The sequence below is a fragment of the Marinobacterium stanieri genome, assembly GCF_900155945.1.
Lineage (GTDB): Bacteria > Pseudomonadota > Gammaproteobacteria > Pseudomonadales > Balneatricaceae > Marinobacterium > Marinobacterium stanieri.
This window is the reverse complement of the sequence record NZ_FTMN01000004.1, coordinates 361,064-379,490: the sequence shown is the minus strand read 5'-3', so window position 1 is coordinate 379,490 and position 18,427 is coordinate 361,064. Positions and strand designations below refer to the sequence as shown.

18 protein-coding genes are annotated in these 18,427 nt (G+C 57.3%); all 18 read left to right on the top strand.

Going from position 1 to position 18,427, the window contains the following annotated elements; genetic code table 11:
- Positions 1 to 10 precede the first annotated feature (10 nt).
- The 18 genes from BW956_RS11745 to rlmB all read left to right on the top strand — a co-directional run bounded on the left by BW956_RS11745 (position 11) and on the right by rlmB (position 18,382).
- Positions 11 to 391, top strand: coding sequence for a DUF4845 domain-containing protein (locus BW956_RS11745; RefSeq protein ID WP_010322381.1), 381 nt, complete (start codon positions 11 to 13; stop codon positions 389 to 391).
- On the top strand, positions 388 to 1,074 hold the full coding sequence (rnc, locus tag BW956_RS11740) for a ribonuclease III (protein WP_010322380.1): 687 nt from the start codon (positions 388 to 390) through the stop codon (positions 1,072 to 1,074). Before BW956_RS11745 ends, rnc begins: the two co-directional genes overlap by 4 nt.
- Entirely contained in the window at positions 1,071 to 1,973 is a 903-nt protein-coding gene (era, locus tag BW956_RS11735) for a GTPase Era (protein WP_010322379.1), read from the top strand. Before rnc ends, era begins: the two co-directional genes overlap by 4 nt.
- Positions 1,973 to 2,668, top strand: a complete 696-nt coding sequence (recO, locus tag BW956_RS11730) for a DNA repair protein RecO (RefSeq protein ID WP_076462895.1) — start codon at positions 1,973 to 1,975, stop codon at positions 2,666 to 2,668. Before era ends, recO begins: the two co-directional genes overlap by 1 nt.
- Positions 2,661 to 3,434, top strand: coding sequence for a pyridoxine 5'-phosphate synthase (gene pdxJ / locus BW956_RS11725; RefSeq protein WP_010322377.1), 774 nt, complete (start codon positions 2,661 to 2,663; stop codon positions 3,432 to 3,434). Before recO ends, pdxJ begins: the two co-directional genes overlap by 8 nt.
- Positions 3,431 to 3,808 carry a holo-ACP synthase gene (locus tag BW956_RS11720; RefSeq protein ID WP_076462894.1) on the top strand — a complete coding sequence of 126 codons (378 nt, stop codon included), beginning with the start codon at positions 3,431 to 3,433 and terminating at the stop codon, positions 3,806 to 3,808. The genes pdxJ and BW956_RS11720 overlap by 4 nt, the downstream gene beginning before the upstream one ends.
- Positions 3,809 to 3,904: 96 nt before the next feature.
- A complete protein-coding gene (gene cysM / locus BW956_RS11715; protein WP_076462893.1) occupies positions 3,905 to 4,801 on the top strand; it encodes a cysteine synthase CysM in 897 nt (298 codons plus the stop codon).
- Between the two features lie 154 nt (positions 4,802 to 4,955).
- Complete coding sequence (relA, locus tag BW956_RS11710; protein WP_010322374.1) at positions 4,956 to 7,232, top strand: GTP diphosphokinase; 2,277 nt, start codon at positions 4,956 to 4,958, stop codon at positions 7,230 to 7,232.
- On the top strand, positions 7,232 to 8,032 hold the full coding sequence (mazG, locus tag BW956_RS11705; RefSeq protein WP_076462892.1) for a nucleoside triphosphate pyrophosphohydrolase: 801 nt from the start codon (positions 7,232 to 7,234) through the stop codon (positions 8,030 to 8,032). Before relA ends, mazG begins: the two co-directional genes overlap by 1 nt.
- A 138-nt stretch (positions 8,033 to 8,170) precedes the next feature.
- Positions 8,171 to 10,771 (top strand): phosphoenolpyruvate carboxylase, encoded by a 2,601-nt coding sequence (gene ppc / locus BW956_RS11700; RefSeq protein WP_010322372.1) that lies wholly within the window; start codon positions 8,171 to 8,173, stop codon positions 10,769 to 10,771.
- A 374-nt stretch (positions 10,772 to 11,145) separates the two neighbouring features.
- The gene (gene adk / locus BW956_RS11695; RefSeq protein ID WP_010322371.1) at positions 11,146 to 11,802 is read left to right on the top strand and encodes an adenylate kinase; all 657 of its coding nucleotides are present in this window, start codon (positions 11,146 to 11,148) and stop codon (positions 11,800 to 11,802) included.
- Between the two features lie 374 nt (positions 11,803 to 12,176).
- Complete coding sequence (locus BW956_RS11690; protein WP_139327170.1) at positions 12,177 to 12,425, top strand: hypothetical protein; 249 nt, start codon at positions 12,177 to 12,179, stop codon at positions 12,423 to 12,425.
- Between the two features lie 213 nt (positions 12,426 to 12,638).
- Entirely contained in the window at positions 12,639 to 13,586 is a 948-nt protein-coding gene (gene cyoA / locus BW956_RS11685) for a ubiquinol oxidase subunit II (protein WP_010322369.1), read from the top strand.
- Between the two features lie 3 nt (positions 13,587 to 13,589).
- Positions 13,590 to 15,578: a cytochrome o ubiquinol oxidase subunit I gene (cyoB, locus tag BW956_RS11680; RefSeq protein ID WP_076462890.1), complete on the top strand. Its 1,989-nt coding sequence runs from the start codon at positions 13,590 to 13,592 to the stop codon at positions 15,576 to 15,578.
- A 2-nt stretch (positions 15,579 to 15,580) separates the two neighbouring features.
- Positions 15,581 to 16,231: a cytochrome o ubiquinol oxidase subunit III gene (gene cyoC / locus BW956_RS11675; protein ID WP_076462889.1), complete on the top strand. Its 651-nt coding sequence runs from the start codon at positions 15,581 to 15,583 to the stop codon at positions 16,229 to 16,231.
- Entirely contained in the window at positions 16,231 to 16,551 is a 321-nt protein-coding gene (gene cyoD, locus BW956_RS11670) for a cytochrome o ubiquinol oxidase subunit IV (RefSeq protein ID WP_076462888.1), read from the top strand. The genes cyoC and cyoD overlap by 1 nt, the downstream gene beginning before the upstream one ends.
- A 15-nt stretch (positions 16,552 to 16,566) precedes the next feature.
- Entirely contained in the window at positions 16,567 to 17,454 is an 888-nt protein-coding gene (cyoE, locus tag BW956_RS11665) for a heme o synthase (protein ID WP_076462887.1), read from the top strand.
- A gap of 172 nt (positions 17,455 to 17,626) precedes the next feature.
- Positions 17,627 to 18,382, top strand: a complete 756-nt coding sequence (gene rlmB, locus BW956_RS11660) for a 23S rRNA (guanosine(2251)-2'-O)-methyltransferase RlmB (protein WP_076462886.1) — start codon at positions 17,627 to 17,629, stop codon at positions 18,380 to 18,382.
- The last annotated feature ends 45 nt before the right edge of the window (positions 18,383 to 18,427 follow it).

Below are 18,427 nucleotides of genomic sequence, written 5' to 3'. Positions count from 1 at the left end.
GATGATTGCAATGAACACAGGTGTGGCTCAATACCAGCGCGGAGCTTCGTTTTTATCTATTATCATTGGGTTAATCATAGCGGGTTTTTTCTTTTCTGTGGCGTTTAAACTCTTCACCCCTTATAAAGATCACGCCACGATTGATTCTGTACTTACTTCATTGACTGAAGATCCCAAACAAGTTGATCTTCCCAATAGCACTATTCGCAGTAATATAGAAAAACGATTTGTGATCAATCAGGTCAAATTACCTAGCCGTGAGGCCCTTGAAATCCGCCAGGAAGAGGGAACGGTTTATCTGGATCTGAATTATGAAGTGCGCGTACCTATGTTTTACAACGTGGACGCGGTAGTTAAATTTGAAGAACACTACGAAGCTGTAAAACCTTGATTAAACCTGCTGCTGAACTGGCCCGTAAGCTGGGCAACCCCTGTTCCGATGAAGCCCTGTTCGAGTTGGCGCTTACCCACCGCAGTTGTGGCAAGCGCAACAACGAGCGACTGGAGTTCCTCGGCGATGCCATCCTGAGTTTTGTTGTGGCCGATGCGCTCTATGAGCGCTTCCCCGATGCCCGTGAGGGGCAGATGAGCCGTCTGCGTTCGCGCGTGGTCAAGGGTGAAACCCTGGCCAAAATCGCGCGTGAAATGCAGTTGGGCGATTATTTGCGCCTTGGCAGTGGCGAACTCAAGAGCGGCGGCTATCGCCGTGATTCCATCCTGGCTGACAGTGTGGAAGCCATCATCGGTGCGGTCTACCTGGATCAGGGGGTTGAGGCCGCACGTGCCTTTATCCTGCAGTGGTTTGACAAGCATCTGCAGCAGCTTGATCTCAAGGTTTCACTGAAAGACTCGAAAACACGCCTGCAGGAGTTCCTGCAGTCACGTCGCAGCAGTCTGCCGCAGTACGAGCTCATCTCTGTTGAAGGTGAGCCCCATGACCAGACTTTCCATATCCGCTGTCAGGTTGCTCTGCTGGATCAGGCAACTGAGGGCAAGGGCAGCAGTCGTCGACAGGCTGAGCAGCAGGCAGCGTCTCAGGCATTGAAACACTTGGGTCAGGAGAGCGGAGCATGAGCGAGAACGGTATGCGTTGCGGCTATGTCGCCATTGTTGGCCGACCCAATGTGGGCAAATCAACCTTGCTCAATCGAATTCTGGGGCAGAAGCTGAGTATTACCTCGCGCAAGCCGCAGACGACGCGCCATCAGATCCTCGGTATTTACACTGAAGATGATCTGCAGGTTGTGTACGTGGATACCCCGGGCCTGCATAAGGACGACAAGGGCAAGGCGCTTAACCGGTTCATGAACCAGACGGCCTCTGAGGCACTGCGTCATGTGGATCTGGTCGTCTTCATAGTGGACCGCACCGCCTGGACCGATGAAGACCAGATTGTACTGGATAAGCTGCAGCATGTTCGCTGTCCGGTGCTGTTGGCCGTCAACAAGGTTGATCAGCTGAAAGACAAGGATGCCTTGTTGCCGCAGCTGGACCTGCTGGCCAGCAAGCGCCACTTTGATGCCATCTTGCCCATCTCGGCAGAGAAAGGGCACAACGTTGAGCGTCTGCAGAGTGAAGTGGAATCGCGCATCCCTGAAGGCGTACACCTGTTCCCGGAGGACCAGATCACGGACCGCAGTTCGCGCTTTGTAGCCGCAGAACTCATTCGTGAAAAACTGATGCGTAACCTCGGTGATGAAGTGCCCTATGGCACCACCGTTGAGATCGAACAGTTCAATCATGATGGCCGTATCCTCAATATCAGTGCATTGATTCTGGTGGAGCGTGAAGGCCAGAAGCGTATCGTGATCGGGGATAAGGGTGAGGTCTTGAAAACCATTGGTCGCGATGCTCGCCTTGATATGGAGCGCATGTTTGATACCAAGGTGATGCTCAATCTTTGGGTCAAGGTGAAGCGTGGCTGGTCCGATAATGAACGCGCATTGCAGAGCCTTGGCTACAGGCATGAATAATGGAGCAACGGGTCGATGCGGCAGCCGCCTATGTGCTGCACACGCGTCCCTATCGTGAAACCAGCCTGCTGGTCGACCTGTTCACGCTTGAACATGGGCTGGTCAGCGTCGTTGCCCGAGGTGCTCGCAAGCCCGGTTCACGCTTGCGGGCGCTGCTACAGCCTTTTCAGTCGCTCCAGGTAGGCTGGCAAGGGCGCGCTGAGTTGAAAAACCTGCGTTCTGCCGAGGCCAGTGAAACCAGCTGCATGCTGCAGGGGCGGTCACTGCTTTGCGGCCTCTATCTGAACGAATTACTGCAGCGTCTGTTACGTCCACATGACCCGCATCCCCGTCTGTTTGTCTATTTCCGCTACGCTTTGAATGAACTGAAACTGGCGCAGGATATTGAAGGCGCTTTGCGTACCTTCGAGCGCCAGTTGCTGGAGCAGCTGGGGTTTGCGCTGGACTGCAGCACTCTGCTGCCACAGGAGCATTACTGCTGGTCCGAAGAGCAAGGGCTGGTTGGGCTGGCGCCGACGGTCGCTGGCTGGCCGGGAGAGCATCTTTTGGCCATTGAGCGGGACCAGTATGATGACCCGGATGTGCGACGCACTGCCAAACAATTGATGCGGCTTCGTCTGGCGCCCCTTTTGGGTGAAAAGCCACTGCGTAGTCGAGAACTGTTTATGAAACGTAAAGGAACTAGGGATGACTGATCCGGATCGCCTGCTGTTGGGCATCAACATTGACCATATTGCGACCCTGCGTCAGGCGCGGGGCACGCGTTATCCAGATCCTGTACAGGCGGCATCGCTGGCGGAAGAGGCCGGCGCTGACGGTATCACTGTGCACCTGCGTGAAGACCGCCGTCATATCCAGGACCGTGACATTGAAGTGCTGGCGCAGACACTGCAGACACGCATGAACCTTGAGATGGCCGTGACCGAAGAGATGTTGCAGCTGGCTGAGCGTATTCGTCCTGCGCATGTGTGCCTGGTACCCGAGAAGCGTGAAGAGCTCACCACCGAAGGTGGCCTGGATGTGGTTGGCCAGGAAGCCGCTATTCACCGCGCCTGCGAGCGTCTGGCCAATGCCGGCTGTGAAGTATCGCTGTTTATTGATCCAGAGCCTGCCCAGATCGATGCCGCGGTTCGTTGTGGCGCTCCGGTGATTGAACTGCACACCGGCAATTATGCCGATGCAGAAACCCTGGTGGCCCGTGACGAAGAGCTGGAGCGTCTGAAACTGGCGTCTCGACATGCCTGGCAGCAAGGCTTGGTCGTGAATGCGGGCCATGGTCTGCACTACCATAATGTCGAGCCTGTCGCCGAGATCCCCGAGATCAACGAGCTGAATATCGGTCATGGCGTGATTGCCCGTGCCGTACTGGTTGGCCTGAAAGAAGCGGTACGCGAGATGCGAGACCTGTTGTTTGCTGTTCAGCAGCGCGTGCAGGGCAAGCGGGATGAGCTGCGTTCGTGATCATAGGGATCGGCACCGACCTGCTGCAGATCGAGCGCATGCAGGCGGCACTGAAGCGTACCCCTCGGTTGAGTGAGCGCATACTCACGCCAGCCGAAAGGGAGCGCTTCGCTACTTCTGCTGATCCGGCCCGTTTTCTGGCCAAGCGCTTTGCCGCCAAGGAAGCGGCAGCCAAGGCGCTGGGTACAGGCATCGGCCGTGGAGTCAGCTGGCAGCATCTGGAAGTCGGTCATGATGAAAACGGCCGCCCTGTGCTGCGAGTGACGGCCGGCGCCCAGGTGATTGCCGAGCGTCAGGGCATTTCCCACTGGCATTTGAGTTACACGGATGAGCGTGATTACGTCAGCGCCTTTGTGATTGCAGAACAGCGCTGAGATTGTCTGCCGCCAGGCAGGCTGGTATTATTCCGACTATATTTATCAGGAATAAATATTCCTTTTTTTATAGCTTTATCCTCTCCCGGAGCTGTCATGTCCATAGACTATCCCACTATCGCAGATTATGTCGGTCATACCCCCCTGGTGCGCCTGCAGCGTATCGAGGTACCGAATGGCAATACCATTCTGTGTAAGCTGGAGGGCAATAACCCGGCAGGCTCCGTCAAGGACCGTCCGGCACTGAGCATGATCAACCTGGCGGAAGCCCGTGGTGATATCGAGCCGGGTGACTGCCTGATTGAAGCAACTTCCGGTAATACCGGTATTGCGCTGGCCATGGCTGCAGCGATCAAGGGCTACCGCATGAAATTGATCATGCCGGATAACATGAGTGCCGAGCGCAAGGCCGCCATGACCGCCTATGGTGCCGAGCTGATTGAAGTCACTCAGGCCGAGGGGATGGAGCGGGCGCGTGATTTGGCGCTGGAAATGCAAGCTGCCGGTGAAGGCAAGGTGCTGGACCAGTTCTCCAATCTGGATAACCCTGAAGCCCATTACACCGGTACCGGCCCTGAAATCTGGCAGCAGACACAGGGGACTATCACCCACTTTGTCAGCTCCATGGGGACGACCGGTACCATCATGGGGACTTCCCGTTACCTCAAGGAGCAGAATGCGGACGTCCAGATTGTCGGTCTGCAGCCCCGCGAAGGGTCTCAAATCCCGGGTATTCGGCGTTGGCCGGAAGCCTATTTGCCGAAAATCTTCGAGCGCAGCCGTGTGGATCAGGTCATTGATATCGACCAGACTGCGGCAGAAAACTGCATGCGTGATCTGGCGCGCAAAGAGGGCATCTTCTGTGGCGTTTCCTCCGGTGGTGCCGTCGCCGGCGCCCTGGAACTGGCACAGCAGGTCGAGAATGCGACCATTGTCTGCATCATTTGTGACCGTGGTGATCGTTACCTGTCGACCGGTGTCTTCAACAGCTGAACCCTGAGTTAGCGGGCTTTTGCTCGCACTTGAAGGCTCAAGCGACTAGAATGTGTGCCCATCCCGAAACCGATGACCGTGACTTGCCGGTGGTTTCACGGTCTTGCAGTGACGCACATCGTTGCCGGAGACAAGACAGGAGTGGCTTGACGCCATGGTGAAGGTTCGAGAAGACCATCCTATTCGTGAAGATGGCACAGTGGATCTGGATCTCTGGCTGCTGCGTTTGCAGCAGCAGGTCGAGGTCACCGATATCAACCAGCTGCGTGAAGCGTGTGTACTGGCCAAGGAAGCTAGGGCTGCAGTCGCTGAGTGTGATGACGACTGGGCACAGAATACCGTAGGCAGCTTCCGTACCGGGCTTGAGATGGCCCAGATACTGGCCGAGCTGCAACAGGACCAGGAAACGCTGGTTGCCGCCGTTCTTTACCGTTCCGTACGTGAGCGCAAGCTCAGCCTGCAACAGGTGCAGGAGCGCTTCGGTGCCACCATCGCCGGTTTGATCGATGGTGTCCTGCAAATGGCCGCCATCGGCAGCCGCAAAAATCCCCGCAGTGAAGACAGTGTTCTCGGTGCCAGCACCGCGCAAATTGATAATGTGCGCAAGATGCTGGTGGCGATGATTGATGATGTCCGTGTGGCCCTGATCAAGATCGCCGAGCGCACCTGTGCCATTCGAGGCGTCAAGAACAGCGATCGCAAGAAACGCTACCTGGTCGCGCGCGAGGTGTTCGATATCTACGCGCCGTTGGCGCATCGTCTGGGCATTGGTCACATCAAGTGGGAGCTGGAAGACCTTTCTTTCCGTTACCTCAAGCCCAACGATTACAAGCATATTGCCCGTTTGCTGGACGAAAAGCGTCTGGACCGTCAGCTGTTTATCAACCAGGTCGTTGAATTGCTGCGCGAGCGTCTGGACGACGCCCATATCGATGGCGAAGTGATGGGGCGTGCCAAGCATATCTACAGCATCTGGCGCAAAATGCAGCGCAAGAGCATCGACTTCAACCAGGTCTACGATGTGCGCGCCGTGCGCATTCTGGTACCGGAAATCCGTGACTGCTACACCGTACTGGGTATTGTGCACGGGCTCTGGCGCAATATTCCGCACGAGTTCGATGATTACATCGCATCGCCCAAACCCAACGGTTACCGTTCCCTGCACACCGCCGTATTTGGTCCTGAAGGCAAGGTGCTGGAGATCCAGATTCGTACCTTCTCCATGCATGAAGAAGCCGAACTGGGTGTATGTGCGCACCACCTGTACAAGGGCACGGATACCCAGTCACGCGCCGACGGTTATGAAGAGAAAATCGCCTGGTTGCGTCAGGTACTGGAGTGGCATGATGATCTGGGCGATACCGAAGCGCTGGGTGACATGCTGCGTGGCGACGTGGTTCAGGACCGCCTCTATGTGTTCACGCCGGATGGGCATGTTATCGATCTGCCCCAGGGCGCGACGGCGGTGGACTTTGCCTACCGTGTGCATACCGAAGTGGGGCACCGCTGCCGTGGTGCCAAGATCAACGGCCGTATCATTCCGCTGAACAAACCGCTGCAGACCGGTGATCAGGTCGAGATTCTCACCTCCAAGGAAGAGTCCCCGCGCCGTGACTGGCTCAACGCCAACTTCGGCTTCGTGACCACCTCCCGCGCCCGCGCCAAGGTGGCACACTGGTTCAAGCAGCAGGCCAAGGAACAGAATGCCGAAGCCGGTCGTGACATCATCATGCGCGAATTCCGCCGTCTGGCGCTGGACCCTCAGGCGATCAGTCTCGACCGCATCGCCGAAGCGATCAATTACAAAACCGCAGAAGATGTCTGCGCGGCATTGGGGGCGGGTGATGTACGCCTGTCCCAGATCATTCATGCGGCACAGGACCAGGTGGAACCGCAGCGACCGGACTCCCAGCTGGATCTGGGCCTGCCTGCGCAGCAACCCAGTGCTGGCAAGGAGCCCCGCAGTGGCGGCAGCGGCATCAATATCCAGGGCATCGGTAACCTGATGACGACGCTGGCAACCTGCTGCAAGCCGGTGCCGGGCGATCCGATCATGGGCTATATCACCCAGGGGCGGGGCATCTCTATTCACCATGAAGACTGCCTCAACCTGATGAACCTGCGTGAAAACGAGCCTGACCGCGTCATTACCGTGGACTGGGGCGAAGAGGACGAGCAGACCTATCCGGTGGATATGATCATCGAAGCGTTCGACCGTCCGGGTCTGCTGCGTGACGTCATGCTGGTACTGAGCAACGAGAAGATGAACATCCTTGCTGCCAACACCCTCACCGACCGCAAGAACAATATGGCGCGCCTGACACTAACGGTTGAGATCCCGCGCCTTGAGCGTCTGGGCCGTCTGATGGACAAGATCAACCAGGTGCCGAATGTGCTGGATGTTCACCGTGAACGCAGTGGAGGGCAGTAATGCACAGCCTGGATGACCTGATCCGCCTGATGAATGCGCTGCGAGATCCGGAGTCTGGCTGCCCCTGGGATCTGCAGCAGGCATTTGCCAGTATCGTGCCGCACACGCTGGAAGAAGCCTACGAAGTGGCGGATTGTATCGAGCGAGAAGACTGGCAGCACCTGAAGGATGAGCTGGGTGATCTGCTGTTCCAGGTGGTGTTCTATGCCCGTCTGGCCGATGAGCAGGGCTGGTTTGACCTGCCACAGATCATCGATCAGCTGGTAAGCAAGCTGGTCCGCCGCCATCCTCACGTGTTTCCCAACGGTCAGCTGGATGGCAGTGATAGCCAGACGGTGGCGGTTGAAACCGTGAATGCCAACTGGGAAGCGATCAAGCAGCAGGAGCGTGATGCCAAGGCACAGCAAGGCGTACTGGCTGATGTGCCGGTCAGTCTGCCGGGGCTGAGCCGGGCGGCCAAGTTGCAGAAGCGTGCAGCCCGTGTCGGTTTTGACTGGCCGGATATCTCCGGTGTGCTGGACAAGATTGAAGAGGAAATTGGCGAGCTGCGAGAAGCACTGGAGCAGGGCGATGAAGCCCATGCCCGCGAAGAGCTGGGTGATCTGCTGTTTGCACAGGTGAACCTGGCGCGCCACCTCAAGGCCGATCCTGAACAGGCCCTGCGCAACACCAACGCAAAATTCGAACGACGCTTCAATTATGTTGAACAGCAGGTTCAGGCCGGCGATCAGGACTGGGAACAGCTCAGCCTGGATACCCTCGATCACTGGTGGGATGAAGCCAAGGCAAAGGGGCTCTAGCTCCCCAATCCACCCTTGCGGGTCGTAATACTGTCGTTTCTCTGTCACTCCAGCCCTGCAGAATCATACCTTTGACTATGTATGTGTTCTGCCCGAATGGGGTAGCATCAGGGTATGAACCTGAACGGAGGAGGTGGCATGAGCGACCTGCATGAAGCACTGCGTGATGATGTTCGTATGCTGGGCGAAAGCCTGGGACGGACCATGGAAGCCCATCTTGGCCCGGACTTTCTGGAGCGGGTCGAGTCGATTCGTCACTGCGCCAAGGCTGCCCGGCTGACGGAAAATACCAGTCAGGACCAGTTGCGCCAGGCGCTGGATGGCCTTGGAGAAGATGAAGTCCTGCCCATGGCACGTGCCTTCAGCCAGTTCCTCAATCTGGCCAATATCGCCGAGGAGCATCACCGGGTCCGCCGTTATCTGGAAGGCGACGAGGATGAATGCCTGATCGAGCAGGTGTTTTCGGAGCTGGCGCAGGGTGAAGCCTCTGCCGACCAGGTGCTGGAATGTCTGCGCCAGATGAATATCGACCTGGTACTGACCGCCCACCCCACCGAAGTTAACCGCCGTACCCTGATTCAGAAATATGACGCCGTTGCCGAAGCCCTCAAGCAGCAGGACCGCGGTGAATCCGTACAGGAGCGGCTGGATCAGCTGATCAGCCAGATCTGGCATACCAACGAAATTCGTCAACACCGCCCCACTCCCATTGAAGAGGCCAAGTGGGGCTTTGCGGTGATTGAAAACTCCCTCTGGAGCGCCATTCCCCGTTTCCTGCACCTGCTGGATGAGCGCCTGCAGCAAACGCTGGGGGTGGCGCTGCCGCTTGACGTCAGCCCCATCCGTTTTTCCTCCTGGATGGGGGGCGACCGGGATGGCAACCCCAATGTGACCGCGGAAGTGACATCGGAAGTGCTGCTGCTGGCGCGCTGGATGGCCGCCGATCTCTATGCCCGTGATGTGGACCAGCTGAGGGCGGAGCTGTCGATGCATGAGGCGAACAGCGAGCTGCGCCAGCTGACCGACAATCATCCCGAACCCTATCGTGAAGTGCTGGGCTGGTTGCGTGAGCGCTTACTGACCACCCGTCGGGGGATTGAGCGCTACCTCAAGGGAGAGAGTGCCGACCCGGATGAATGGATTACCGATCTGGACGAGATTCGCCGACCGTTGCAGCTGTGCCACCGTTCGCTGGTGGAGTGCGGCATGGGCTGTATTGCTGCCGGTGGTCTGGAAGATCTGCTGCGCCGCCTGGCCTGCTTTGGCCTGACACTGGTCAAGCTGGATGTACGCCAGAATGCCGAGCGCCATGCCGAAGTCTTTGATGCCCTGACCGACTTCTATCAGCTGGGCTGTTACTCCGACTGGAGTGAGTCGGACAAACAGGCCTTCCTGCTCAAGGAGCTGCGCTCGCGCCGCCCGCTGTTGCCGCATAACTGGCAGCCGTCAGACGATGTGAAAGAGGTAATCAACACCTGCCGCGTGATTGCGGCCAACCCTGAGCACAGCCTGGGCTCCTATGTGATCTCCATGGCTGGGAAGCCTTCGGATGTGCTGGCCGTCAACCTGCTACTGCAGGAGGTGGGTGTCGAGCATAATATGCGCGTTGCACCCCTGTTCGAGACCCTGGAAGATCTGGATAACGGGCCGGGCTGTATTGCTGATCTGCTGGCGATCGACTGGTATCGAGACTATATCGATGGCCATCAGGAAGTGATGATCGGCTATTCCGACTCCTCCAAGGACGCGGGCCAGCTGGCCGCAGCCTGGGGACAGTACCGTGCACAGGAAGCGCTGACTGAGTTGTGTCAGCGTGAGAACATTCGCCTGACCCTGTTCCACGGCCGTGGCGGTACTGTAGGCCGCGGTGGTGGCCCCAGCCATACCGCGATTCTGGCCCAGCCGCCAGGCTCGGTGGCCGGCAGCCTGAGGGTGACGGAGCAGGGCGAGATGATCCGCTTCAAGTTCGGTATCCCCGAAATCGCCGTGCGTAACCTCACGCTATACACGGCTGCTGTCCTCAAGGCCACGCTGAGCCCGGGCCCTGCGCCCGAACCGGAGTGGCGTCAGGTGATGGACTCCATGGCCGATTGCGGCATGACCGTGTATCGCTCACTGGTGCGTGAAGAGCCTCAATTTGTTCCTTACTTCCGTGCACTTACACCGGAGCAGGAACTGGCCAAGTTGCCGCTGGGTTCACGTCCGGCCAAGCGTAAGGTAGATGGCGGCGTAGAAAGCCTGAGGGCGATTCCCTGGATCTTTGCCTGGACGCAGACCCGACTGATGCTGCCAGCCTGGCTGGGCTCGGGCATGGCGCTCAAGACAGCTATCGATGATGGCAAGCTTGAGTCGTTGCGCCAGATGTATACAGAATGGCCGTTTTTCCAGTCCTGGATCGATATGCTGGAAATGGTACTGGCGAAAAGCGATGTGAACATTTCCGCCTATTATGAACAGCGCCTTGTCTCACCGGAGCTGCACGCACTGGGCTCCAGCCTCAGAGCACGGCTGAAAGAAGCGGTTGAGCAGGTCTGCCATCTCAAGCAGGAGCAGCGCCTGCTGGCCAATAACCCGGTGATTCGACAGTCCATCGAAGTGCGAAATCCCTATATTGATCCGCTGCATGTACTCCAGGCTGAACTGTTGTTCCGGGACCGCAATCAGCCTGATCAGCGCCTGGAACAGGCCCTGATGGTGACCATGGCCGGTGTATCCGCAGGCATGCGAAATACCGGCTAGGACAAGCATCGTTTAGAAGGGGGTTGAATAGGCATCGGGGTTTGCGTAACCTCGGTGCCTTTGTCGACAGTCTGACCACTCAGCCAAGACGTTTCCAGGGCGTCGTCAACGCTGTAATAGCTGACGAGAAGGCACGAAAAGCGGCCTTCCAGTTACCCTGAGAGGGCGCGTCGGAAACGCTTTGGTTCAGTCGTTTAGTTGTAAGACCCGCAGGGCAGCCGCTGAAAACGGGGTTGCTAGGTCTAATGTCGAATTGTCGACCAAGGGGCCAGGCCAGTAGCCTGAGGCATCCCGAATTGAAGAATTTCGTTGGGTAGATGAGCGTCTGCCCGGCTGCGTTTTACCGATTACTATAACTTTCAGGAGACAACCAGATGCGCATTATTCTGCTTGGAGCACCCGGCGCGGGTAAGGGCACTCAGGCTCAGTACATTACCGAGAAGTATGGCATTCCCCAGATTTCTACCGGTGACATGCTGCGTGCGGCTGTGAAAGCGGGCACTCCGCTGGGCAAACAGGCCAAGGAAGTGATGGATGCAGGTGGTCTGGTGTCTGATGACATCATCATCGGCCTGGTAAAAGAGCGTATCGCTGAAGCGGATTGCGCCAACGGCTTCCTGTTCGACGGTTTCCCGCGCACCATCCCTCAGGCTGATGCACTGAAGGACGCGGGTGTGGATATCGACGCTGTTGTCGAAATCGATGTTGCCGACGAAGAGATCATCAAGCGCATGAGCGGTCGTCGCGTACATCCGGCGTCTGGTCGTACCTACCACGTCGTGTTCAATCCGCCGAAAGAAGAAGGCAAGGATGATGTGACCGGTGATGAGCTGGTTCAGCGTGAAGACGACCAGGAAGATACCGTACGCCAGCGTCTGAAGGTTTATCACGACCAGACTGCACCGCTGATCACCTACTACCGTGGCTGGAACGAGCGCGGCGAAGCCAAGGCGCCGGCGTACGTATACGTTGAAGGTGTGGGCAGCGTTGACGACATCCGCGACAAGGTGTTTGCCGGTCTGGCAGGCTGATATCCGGTTGCAGGCCTGACCTGCTGCGGACATAACGAGAACCGAGGTGTTGCAAGGCACCCCGGTTTTTTTATGCCTATTGGTTGCTGTTTAATACAACACTGCGTTGCAGCATCAATACACTCCAGAGCTTCTTCAGGGGCAGCCATGCTCCGTAGCTGTGGTAGAATCCACTACCACTAAAGTCCAGTGCAAACATTGATGTATATCCAGATGTTTGCATATAAGTGTGCATCTACGCGTCCCTCTAAGCAGGTGACAGACGGAGAGCACCATAATTTTCCTGAATGGTTCCACGCTTGAGTTATACGCCTTTCCTTCGCTGGTTTACATCGGTCTGCTTTTTACTGTGCATTCTTGCATCGGTATTGGGTGTGGCTGTCTCCACCAGTGAGTTGAACCCGGAATGGCTGAGCCTGATTGAACTGCCTCTGCTGGAAGACAATGCTGCCTTGACCGCGCTCGATGCGCTGGTCTTTATCCTGCTGACCTGTCTTCTGATCCGCTTGATTGGTGACCTGCTGCGTGCGGTCACCCTGCCTGTTGTACCCCGTGACATTGCCCTGCCGAACAAGGAGATCCTCTTTGACCACGGCAGCCGCGCACCACCCCATTCCTGCTGAAAAACCTCTGCTGAAACGAGCGCTAACTGTAGTCGGCTGATGCTGCCTGTATAAGGCATGCCTGCGTCTGCGGTGCTGTCTCGTTTCATCTTCAGTCTTGTATTCCGGCCAGGCCTTTGCCGTGCCTGATGCAAGCACTCGGGAGCAATCCCTGAATTGGCGTGCCGTTTAGTCGGCCTGCCTGCTTTTCCATAACTGCTGTAAGGCTGCGAAATGAAACAGAGCAAGGTCTCCCGGCTCACGGGAGGACTCTCGCTCGGTGCTGCGCTGTTGCTGACGGGGTGTGAGGGCGGTGTCCTCGATCCCAAGGGGCAGGTCGGTATCGACGAGAAAAACCTGATTATCATCGCCACAGTGCTCATGCTGATCGTGGTGATTCCCGTTATCTTTCTGACGTTGTATTTCGCCTGGAAATACCGCGCCGGCAACAAGGATGCACCCTATACGCCCAAATGGGCGCATTCGACCAAAATCGAGCTGGTGGTCTGGTTGATACCCTGCGTCATCATCGTGATTCTGGGCACCATTACCTGGATCTCGACGCATCGGCTGGACCCCTATCAACCGCTGGAGCATGAGCAGGAAGCGCTGGACGTTGAAGTGGTGTCATTGAACTGGAAATGGCTGTTCATCTATCCGGAGCAGGGCATTGCCACCGTCAACAAGCTGGTGATTCCGACTGGCCGTCCGGTGTCTTTCCGTCTTACCTCTGAGTCGACCATGAACTCCTTCTTTATCCCTCAGCTGGGCAGCCAGATCTACACCATGGCGGCCATGGCGACGCGGTTGAATCTGATTGCGGATGAGCCCGGAACCTATCAGGGCATCTCGGCCAACTACAGTGGCGCCGGCTTTACCGGCATGAAGTTCGATACGGTTGCGACCGCATCCGAGGCGGATTTCAACGCCTGGGTTGATGAGGTGAAGGCCTCGGGACAGGCGCTGAACACGGAGACCTATGAAGCGCTGACGGCGCCCAGTGAATACCACCCCGTGACCTATTACAGCACCGTCAAAAGCGGTCTGTTCGATGACATCCTGATGAAGTTCATGCAACACCATGGCCGTACACCGCTGGCAATGCCGGACGATGCCATGGGGCATAGCGCGCATCAGGCGAAACACACAGAGGCTGCTGCACATGCAGCTGTCGAGGAGTAACTGATGCTGGGAAAATTGACGCTCGACGCCATCCCCTATCACGAGCCCATTATCGTGGTAACGCTGGCCGTCGTCGGTGTAGTGGGACTGCTACTGGCTGTCGCACTGACCAAATACAAAAAATGGGGCTACCTCTGGCGTGAATGGATCACCTCGGTGGACCACAAACGCCTGGGCATCATGTATATCATTCTGGCGCTGGTGATGCTGCTGCGCGGTTTTGCCGATGCCATCATGATGCGCACCCAGCTCGCGGTGGCCACCGGTGGTGCCGAGGGCTATCTGCCACCGGAACATTATGACCAGATCTTCACCGCCCACGGTGTCATCATGATCATCTTCATGGCGATGCCCTTCATGATCGGTCTGATGAATATTGTGGTGCCGATGCAGATCGGTACTCGTGACGTGGCCTTTCCGTTCCTGAACAACCTCAGCTTTTGGCTGGCGGTTTCAGGTGCTCTTCTGGTGAATATCTCACTGGGTGTGGGGGAGTTCGCCAAGACCGGTTGGGTGGCCTATCCACCTTTGTCAGGGCTTAACTACAGTCCCGGTGTTGGCGTGGATTATTACATCTGGGCGCTGCAGATATCGGGGATAGGGACCACGCTGACCGGGGTGAACTTCCTCGCCACCGTAATCAAGATGCGCACGCCGGGCATGAAACTGATGCACATGCCGATCTTCACCTGGACCTGCACCTGGGCCAACATTCTGATCGTGGCATCCTTCCCGATCCTGACCGGCGCACTGGCGATGCTGACGCTGGACCGTTATCTGGACTTCCACTTCTTCACCAACGATCTTGGCGGGAACTCGATGATGTACATCAACCTGTTCTGGGCCTGGGGTCACCCGGAAGTGTATATCCTGGTACTGCCGGCATTCGGTATCTTCTCCGAAGTCATCTCCACCTTCACCGGCAAGCGCCTGTTCGGCTATAAGTCCATGGTTCTGGCCAGTGGTGCCATTTCCGTACTGGGCTTTATCGTCTGGTTGCACCACTTCTTCACCATGGGCTCCAGCGCCAATGTGAACGCCTTCTTTGGCGTCACCACCATGATTATTGCCGTGCCCACCGGGGTGAAGCTATTCAACTGGCTGTTCACCATGTACCGCGGTCGCCTGAGATTTACCACGCCGGTGCTCTGGACGCTGGGCTTTATGGTGACCTTCACCATCGGCGGCATGACCGGCGTACTGCTGTCAGTACCTGGCGCGGATTATGTGCTGCATAACAGCCTGTTCCTGATTGCGCATTTCCATAACACCATCATTGGTGGTGCCGTGTTCGGTTATCTGGCGGGCTTTGCCTACTGGTTCCCCAAAGCCATGGGCTACACCCTGGATGAGAAATGGGGCAAGCGTGCCTTCTGGTGCTGGCAGATCGGCTTCTACTGCGCCTTCATGCCGCTGTACGTGCTGGGCTTCCTGGGCATGACCCGTCGTCTCAACCACAGTGATAACCCGGACTGGAATATCTGGCTCTATATTGCCTGTGTCGGAGCTTTCATCATCGCCCTTGGCATCGCCTGCCAGCTGATTCAGCTTTATGTCAGCTACCGCAACCGCGAGCAGAACCGGGATCTGACCGGTGATCCCTGGAACGGTCATACCCTGGAGTGGGCCAGTGCCTCACCGCCCCAGTTTTACAACTTTGCCGTTGAGCCCAAAGTAGATGATATCGATGCCTTTACCGAAATGAAGGAAAGAGGGCATGCCTACCATCGTCCCGACTCTTATGCACCGATTCACATGCCGAAAAATACCGGTGTGGGGTTTGTCATGGGCATGCTGCTGACAGCGGCCGGTTTCGGTGCCGTCTGGCATATCTGGTGGCTGGTGATTGCCGCGCTGCTGGGCACCCTGGCCGCATTCCTGGTGCGTTGCTACGACAACGATGTGGACTACTACGTGCAGCCGGACGAGATCGAGCGGATCGAAGATGCGCATCTGACCGCCGTGCAACTGGATAACACATTGAAGGCCTGATTATGTCGACTTCTGTTTTGATACCTGAAGCCCCCGTGCGGCTGGCGCCTGAACAGGCGCATGATCTTTCACATGAACAGGATCATGAGCACCATGATAGCGGCAGCAATACGCTGTTCGGCTTCTGGCTCTACCTGATGACCGATTGCCTGCTGTTTGCATCGGCCTTTGCCACCTATGCCGTGCTCTTCATGAATACGGCGGGTGGAGTATCCGGAAAGGATATCTTCGAGCTGGACTTTGTGCTGGTGGAAACCTTTGCCCTGTTGTTCTCCAGTATCACCTACGGCTTTGCCATGCTGGCGGCGCACAAGCAGAATCGTTCCGCCACGCTGATGTGGCTGGCGGTAACCTTCTGCCTGGGTGCGGTTTTTATCGGCATGGAGGTGTATGAGTTCAATCATCTCATCAGCCATGGGCATGGTCCCCAAACCAGTGCCTTCCTGACAGCGTTTTTCTCGTTGGTGGGCATGCACGGCTTGCACGTGACAGCAGGCCTGATCTGGATGCTGGTGATGATGCTGGAAGTCAGCAAGCGCGGGCTGGGCAATCGCACCCGCACGCGCCTGGGCTGCCTGAGCCTGTTCTGGCACTTTCTGGATGTGGTCTGGATTTGTGTGTTTACCGTTGTCTATCTGATGGGGAGCGTCTAATGAGCAGCCAAAATGATGCCGCACACGGCAGTGTGAAGTCCTACGCTGTGGGTTTCCTGCTGTCGGTCGTACTCACCGTTGTGCCGTTCTGGCTGGTCATGTCAGGTGGCTTCGACAAGTGGACGACGGTCATCACCATTCTGGTATTTGCGGTGGTTCAAATCGCGGTGCACCTGAAATATTTTCTGCACCTGACGCTGACCAACGAAGAGGGGCGGCTGAATACGCTGACGTTCCTGTTTTCGGCGTTGATTATCGTGCTGGTGGTGGGGCTGTCGATCTGGATCATCTACGCCTCCAACGCCATGATGATGCACTAGCGGGCAGGTGGCATTGTGAACTTTAAACGCTATCTGCTGGTTACCAAGCCCGGCATTATCATGGGCAACCTGATCTCGGTGGCGGGAGGCTTCCTGTTGGCCTCCCGTGGCAGTGTGGACTACGGCCTGCTGCTGACTACCCTGATCGGTTTGTCACTGGTGGTGGCTTCCGGCTGTGTGCTCAATAACTGTATCGACCGTGATATCGACAGTCGCATGCAGCGTACTCGCAACCGTGTCACAGTGACCGGGGAGCTGTCTCTGAAAGCGGCGCTGGCGCATGGTGTGCTGCTGGGAGGGCTGGGGTTTGCAACCCTGGCCTTGACCAATGCAGTGGCCGTGCTCTTTGCGGCGCTGGGCTACCTGGTTTATGTGGGCATCTACAGTCTGTGGATGAAACGCCATTCGGTATACGGCACCCTCGTTGGCAGCCTGTCCGGGGCGGTACCACCGGTGGTGGGCTACTGTGCTGTCAGTGGTCACTTCGACAGTGGCGCAGCGGTGTTGCTGCTGATGTTCAGCCTATGGCAGATGCCGCACTCCTATGCCATCGCCATCTTCCGCTATCAGGACTATGCCGCCGCCAATATTCCGGTGTTGCCGGTGGTCGAGGGCGTCACCACGGCCAAGATGCATATCGTGCTCTATATCCTGGCCTTCGGCATGGCCACGGTACTGCTCACGGTACTGGGTTATGCCGGTTATGGCTTCCTCGCCGTGGCCTGTGCTACCAGTCTCTGGTGGCTGGGGATGGCACTGCGCGGCTGGGCGCTGGAGGTGGATGACGATGGCTGGGCGCGCCAGGTGTTCATGTTCTCCATTGTTACCATCACCGCGTTAAGCATTGCCATGGCGGCTGATTTCGAGAAGCCGGGGCTGCAGTTGGTTCAGTTGTTGTCCTGACGTTGAAGAGCAGGTTTTTGCCTCAAGCACGGCGGCTACCACCGCGCCGTGCTTTTTTATGACTGCAGGATGGTCAGCCGGTACCCGTGGGCAGAAATTTACCGGGTTTTGCCGCATAATAGTCGGCATCAATTTTCGTACCTGACCTTATACCTGAACCCACTGGAGCCCCATGAGCCAAACCGACATCTTTGGTCTGCACGCCGTGACCAGCCTGCTTAACCGTAACCCCGGCCGTGTCCGTCGTCTGCTGGTACAGCAGGGGCGTGGTGACGAGCGCCTGCAGTCCGTGCTGGACAAGGCCGAGGCTCAGGGAATCAAGGTGATTGAAGAGCCGCGTCAGCAACTGGATCAGCGCGCTGGTGGTGGCCGTCATCAGGGCGTGATTGCCGAGTGCGAGCCGCTCAAAGCATTGAATGAAAAGGCGCTGGGGCCACTGCTGGACTTTGCCGGTGACGCCCCCCTGATTCTGGTGCTGGATGGCGTTACCGACCCACACAATCTGGGCGCGTGCCTGCGTACAGCCGATGCTGCTGGCGCGACCGTCGTGATTGCACCCAAGGACAAGTCGGCTCCGCTGAATGCGACCGTGGCCAAAGTGGCCTGTGGCGCGGCTGAAGTGGTGCCCTATGTACAGGTGACCAACCTGGCGCGCACACTGCAATCACTGCAGGAGCGCGGTATCTGGATTACCGGTACGGCTGGTGAAGCGGATGGCAGTCTGTATGAAGTTGATCTGGCGGGGCCACAGGCGCTGGTGATGGGGGCTGAAGGCAAGGGCATGCGCCGTCTGACGCGGGAAAACTGTGATCAGCTGATCAGTATCCCCATGGCGGGAGAGGTCAGTAGCCTGAATGTTTCCGTGGCGACAGGGGTATGCCTGTTCGAGATGGTGCGTCAGCGTCAGCTCAAGGCTGCTCAGGGCTGAAAACAGAACAGGCCGGGCAGTGCCGGCCTGTCAGTTTCCACCGTC

Coding starts and splice junctions, on each gene's coding strand:
- BW956_RS11745 (WP_010322381.1), top strand. CDS start 11: ATGAACACAGGTGTGGCTCAATACCAGCGCGGAGCTTCGTTTTTATCT.
- era (WP_010322379.1), top strand. CDS start 1,071: ATGAGCGAGAACGGTATGCGTTGCGGCTATGTCGCCATTGTTGGCCGA.
- recO (WP_076462895.1), top strand. CDS start 1,973: ATGGAGCAACGGGTCGATGCGGCAGCCGCCTATGTGCTGCACACGCGT.
- pdxJ (WP_010322377.1), top strand. CDS start 2,661: ATGACTGATCCGGATCGCCTGCTGTTGGGCATCAACATTGACCATATT.
- cysM (WP_076462893.1), top strand. CDS start 3,905: ATGTCCATAGACTATCCCACTATCGCAGATTATGTCGGTCATACCCCC.
- relA (WP_010322374.1), top strand. CDS start 4,956: ATGGTGAAGGTTCGAGAAGACCATCCTATTCGTGAAGATGGCACAGTG.
- mazG (WP_076462892.1), top strand. CDS start 7,232: ATGCACAGCCTGGATGACCTGATCCGCCTGATGAATGCGCTGCGAGAT.
- ppc (WP_010322372.1), top strand. CDS start 8,171: ATGAGCGACCTGCATGAAGCACTGCGTGATGATGTTCGTATGCTGGGC.
- adk (WP_010322371.1), top strand. CDS start 11,146: ATGCGCATTATTCTGCTTGGAGCACCCGGCGCGGGTAAGGGCACTCAG.
- cyoA (WP_010322369.1), top strand. CDS start 12,639: ATGAAACAGAGCAAGGTCTCCCGGCTCACGGGAGGACTCTCGCTCGGT.
- cyoB (WP_076462890.1), top strand. CDS start 13,590: ATGCTGGGAAAATTGACGCTCGACGCCATCCCCTATCACGAGCCCATT.
- cyoC (WP_076462889.1), top strand. CDS start 15,581: ATGTCGACTTCTGTTTTGATACCTGAAGCCCCCGTGCGGCTGGCGCCT.
- cyoD (WP_076462888.1), top strand. CDS start 16,231: ATGAGCAGCCAAAATGATGCCGCACACGGCAGTGTGAAGTCCTACGCT.
- rlmB (WP_076462886.1), top strand. CDS start 17,627: ATGAGCCAAACCGACATCTTTGGTCTGCACGCCGTGACCAGCCTGCTT.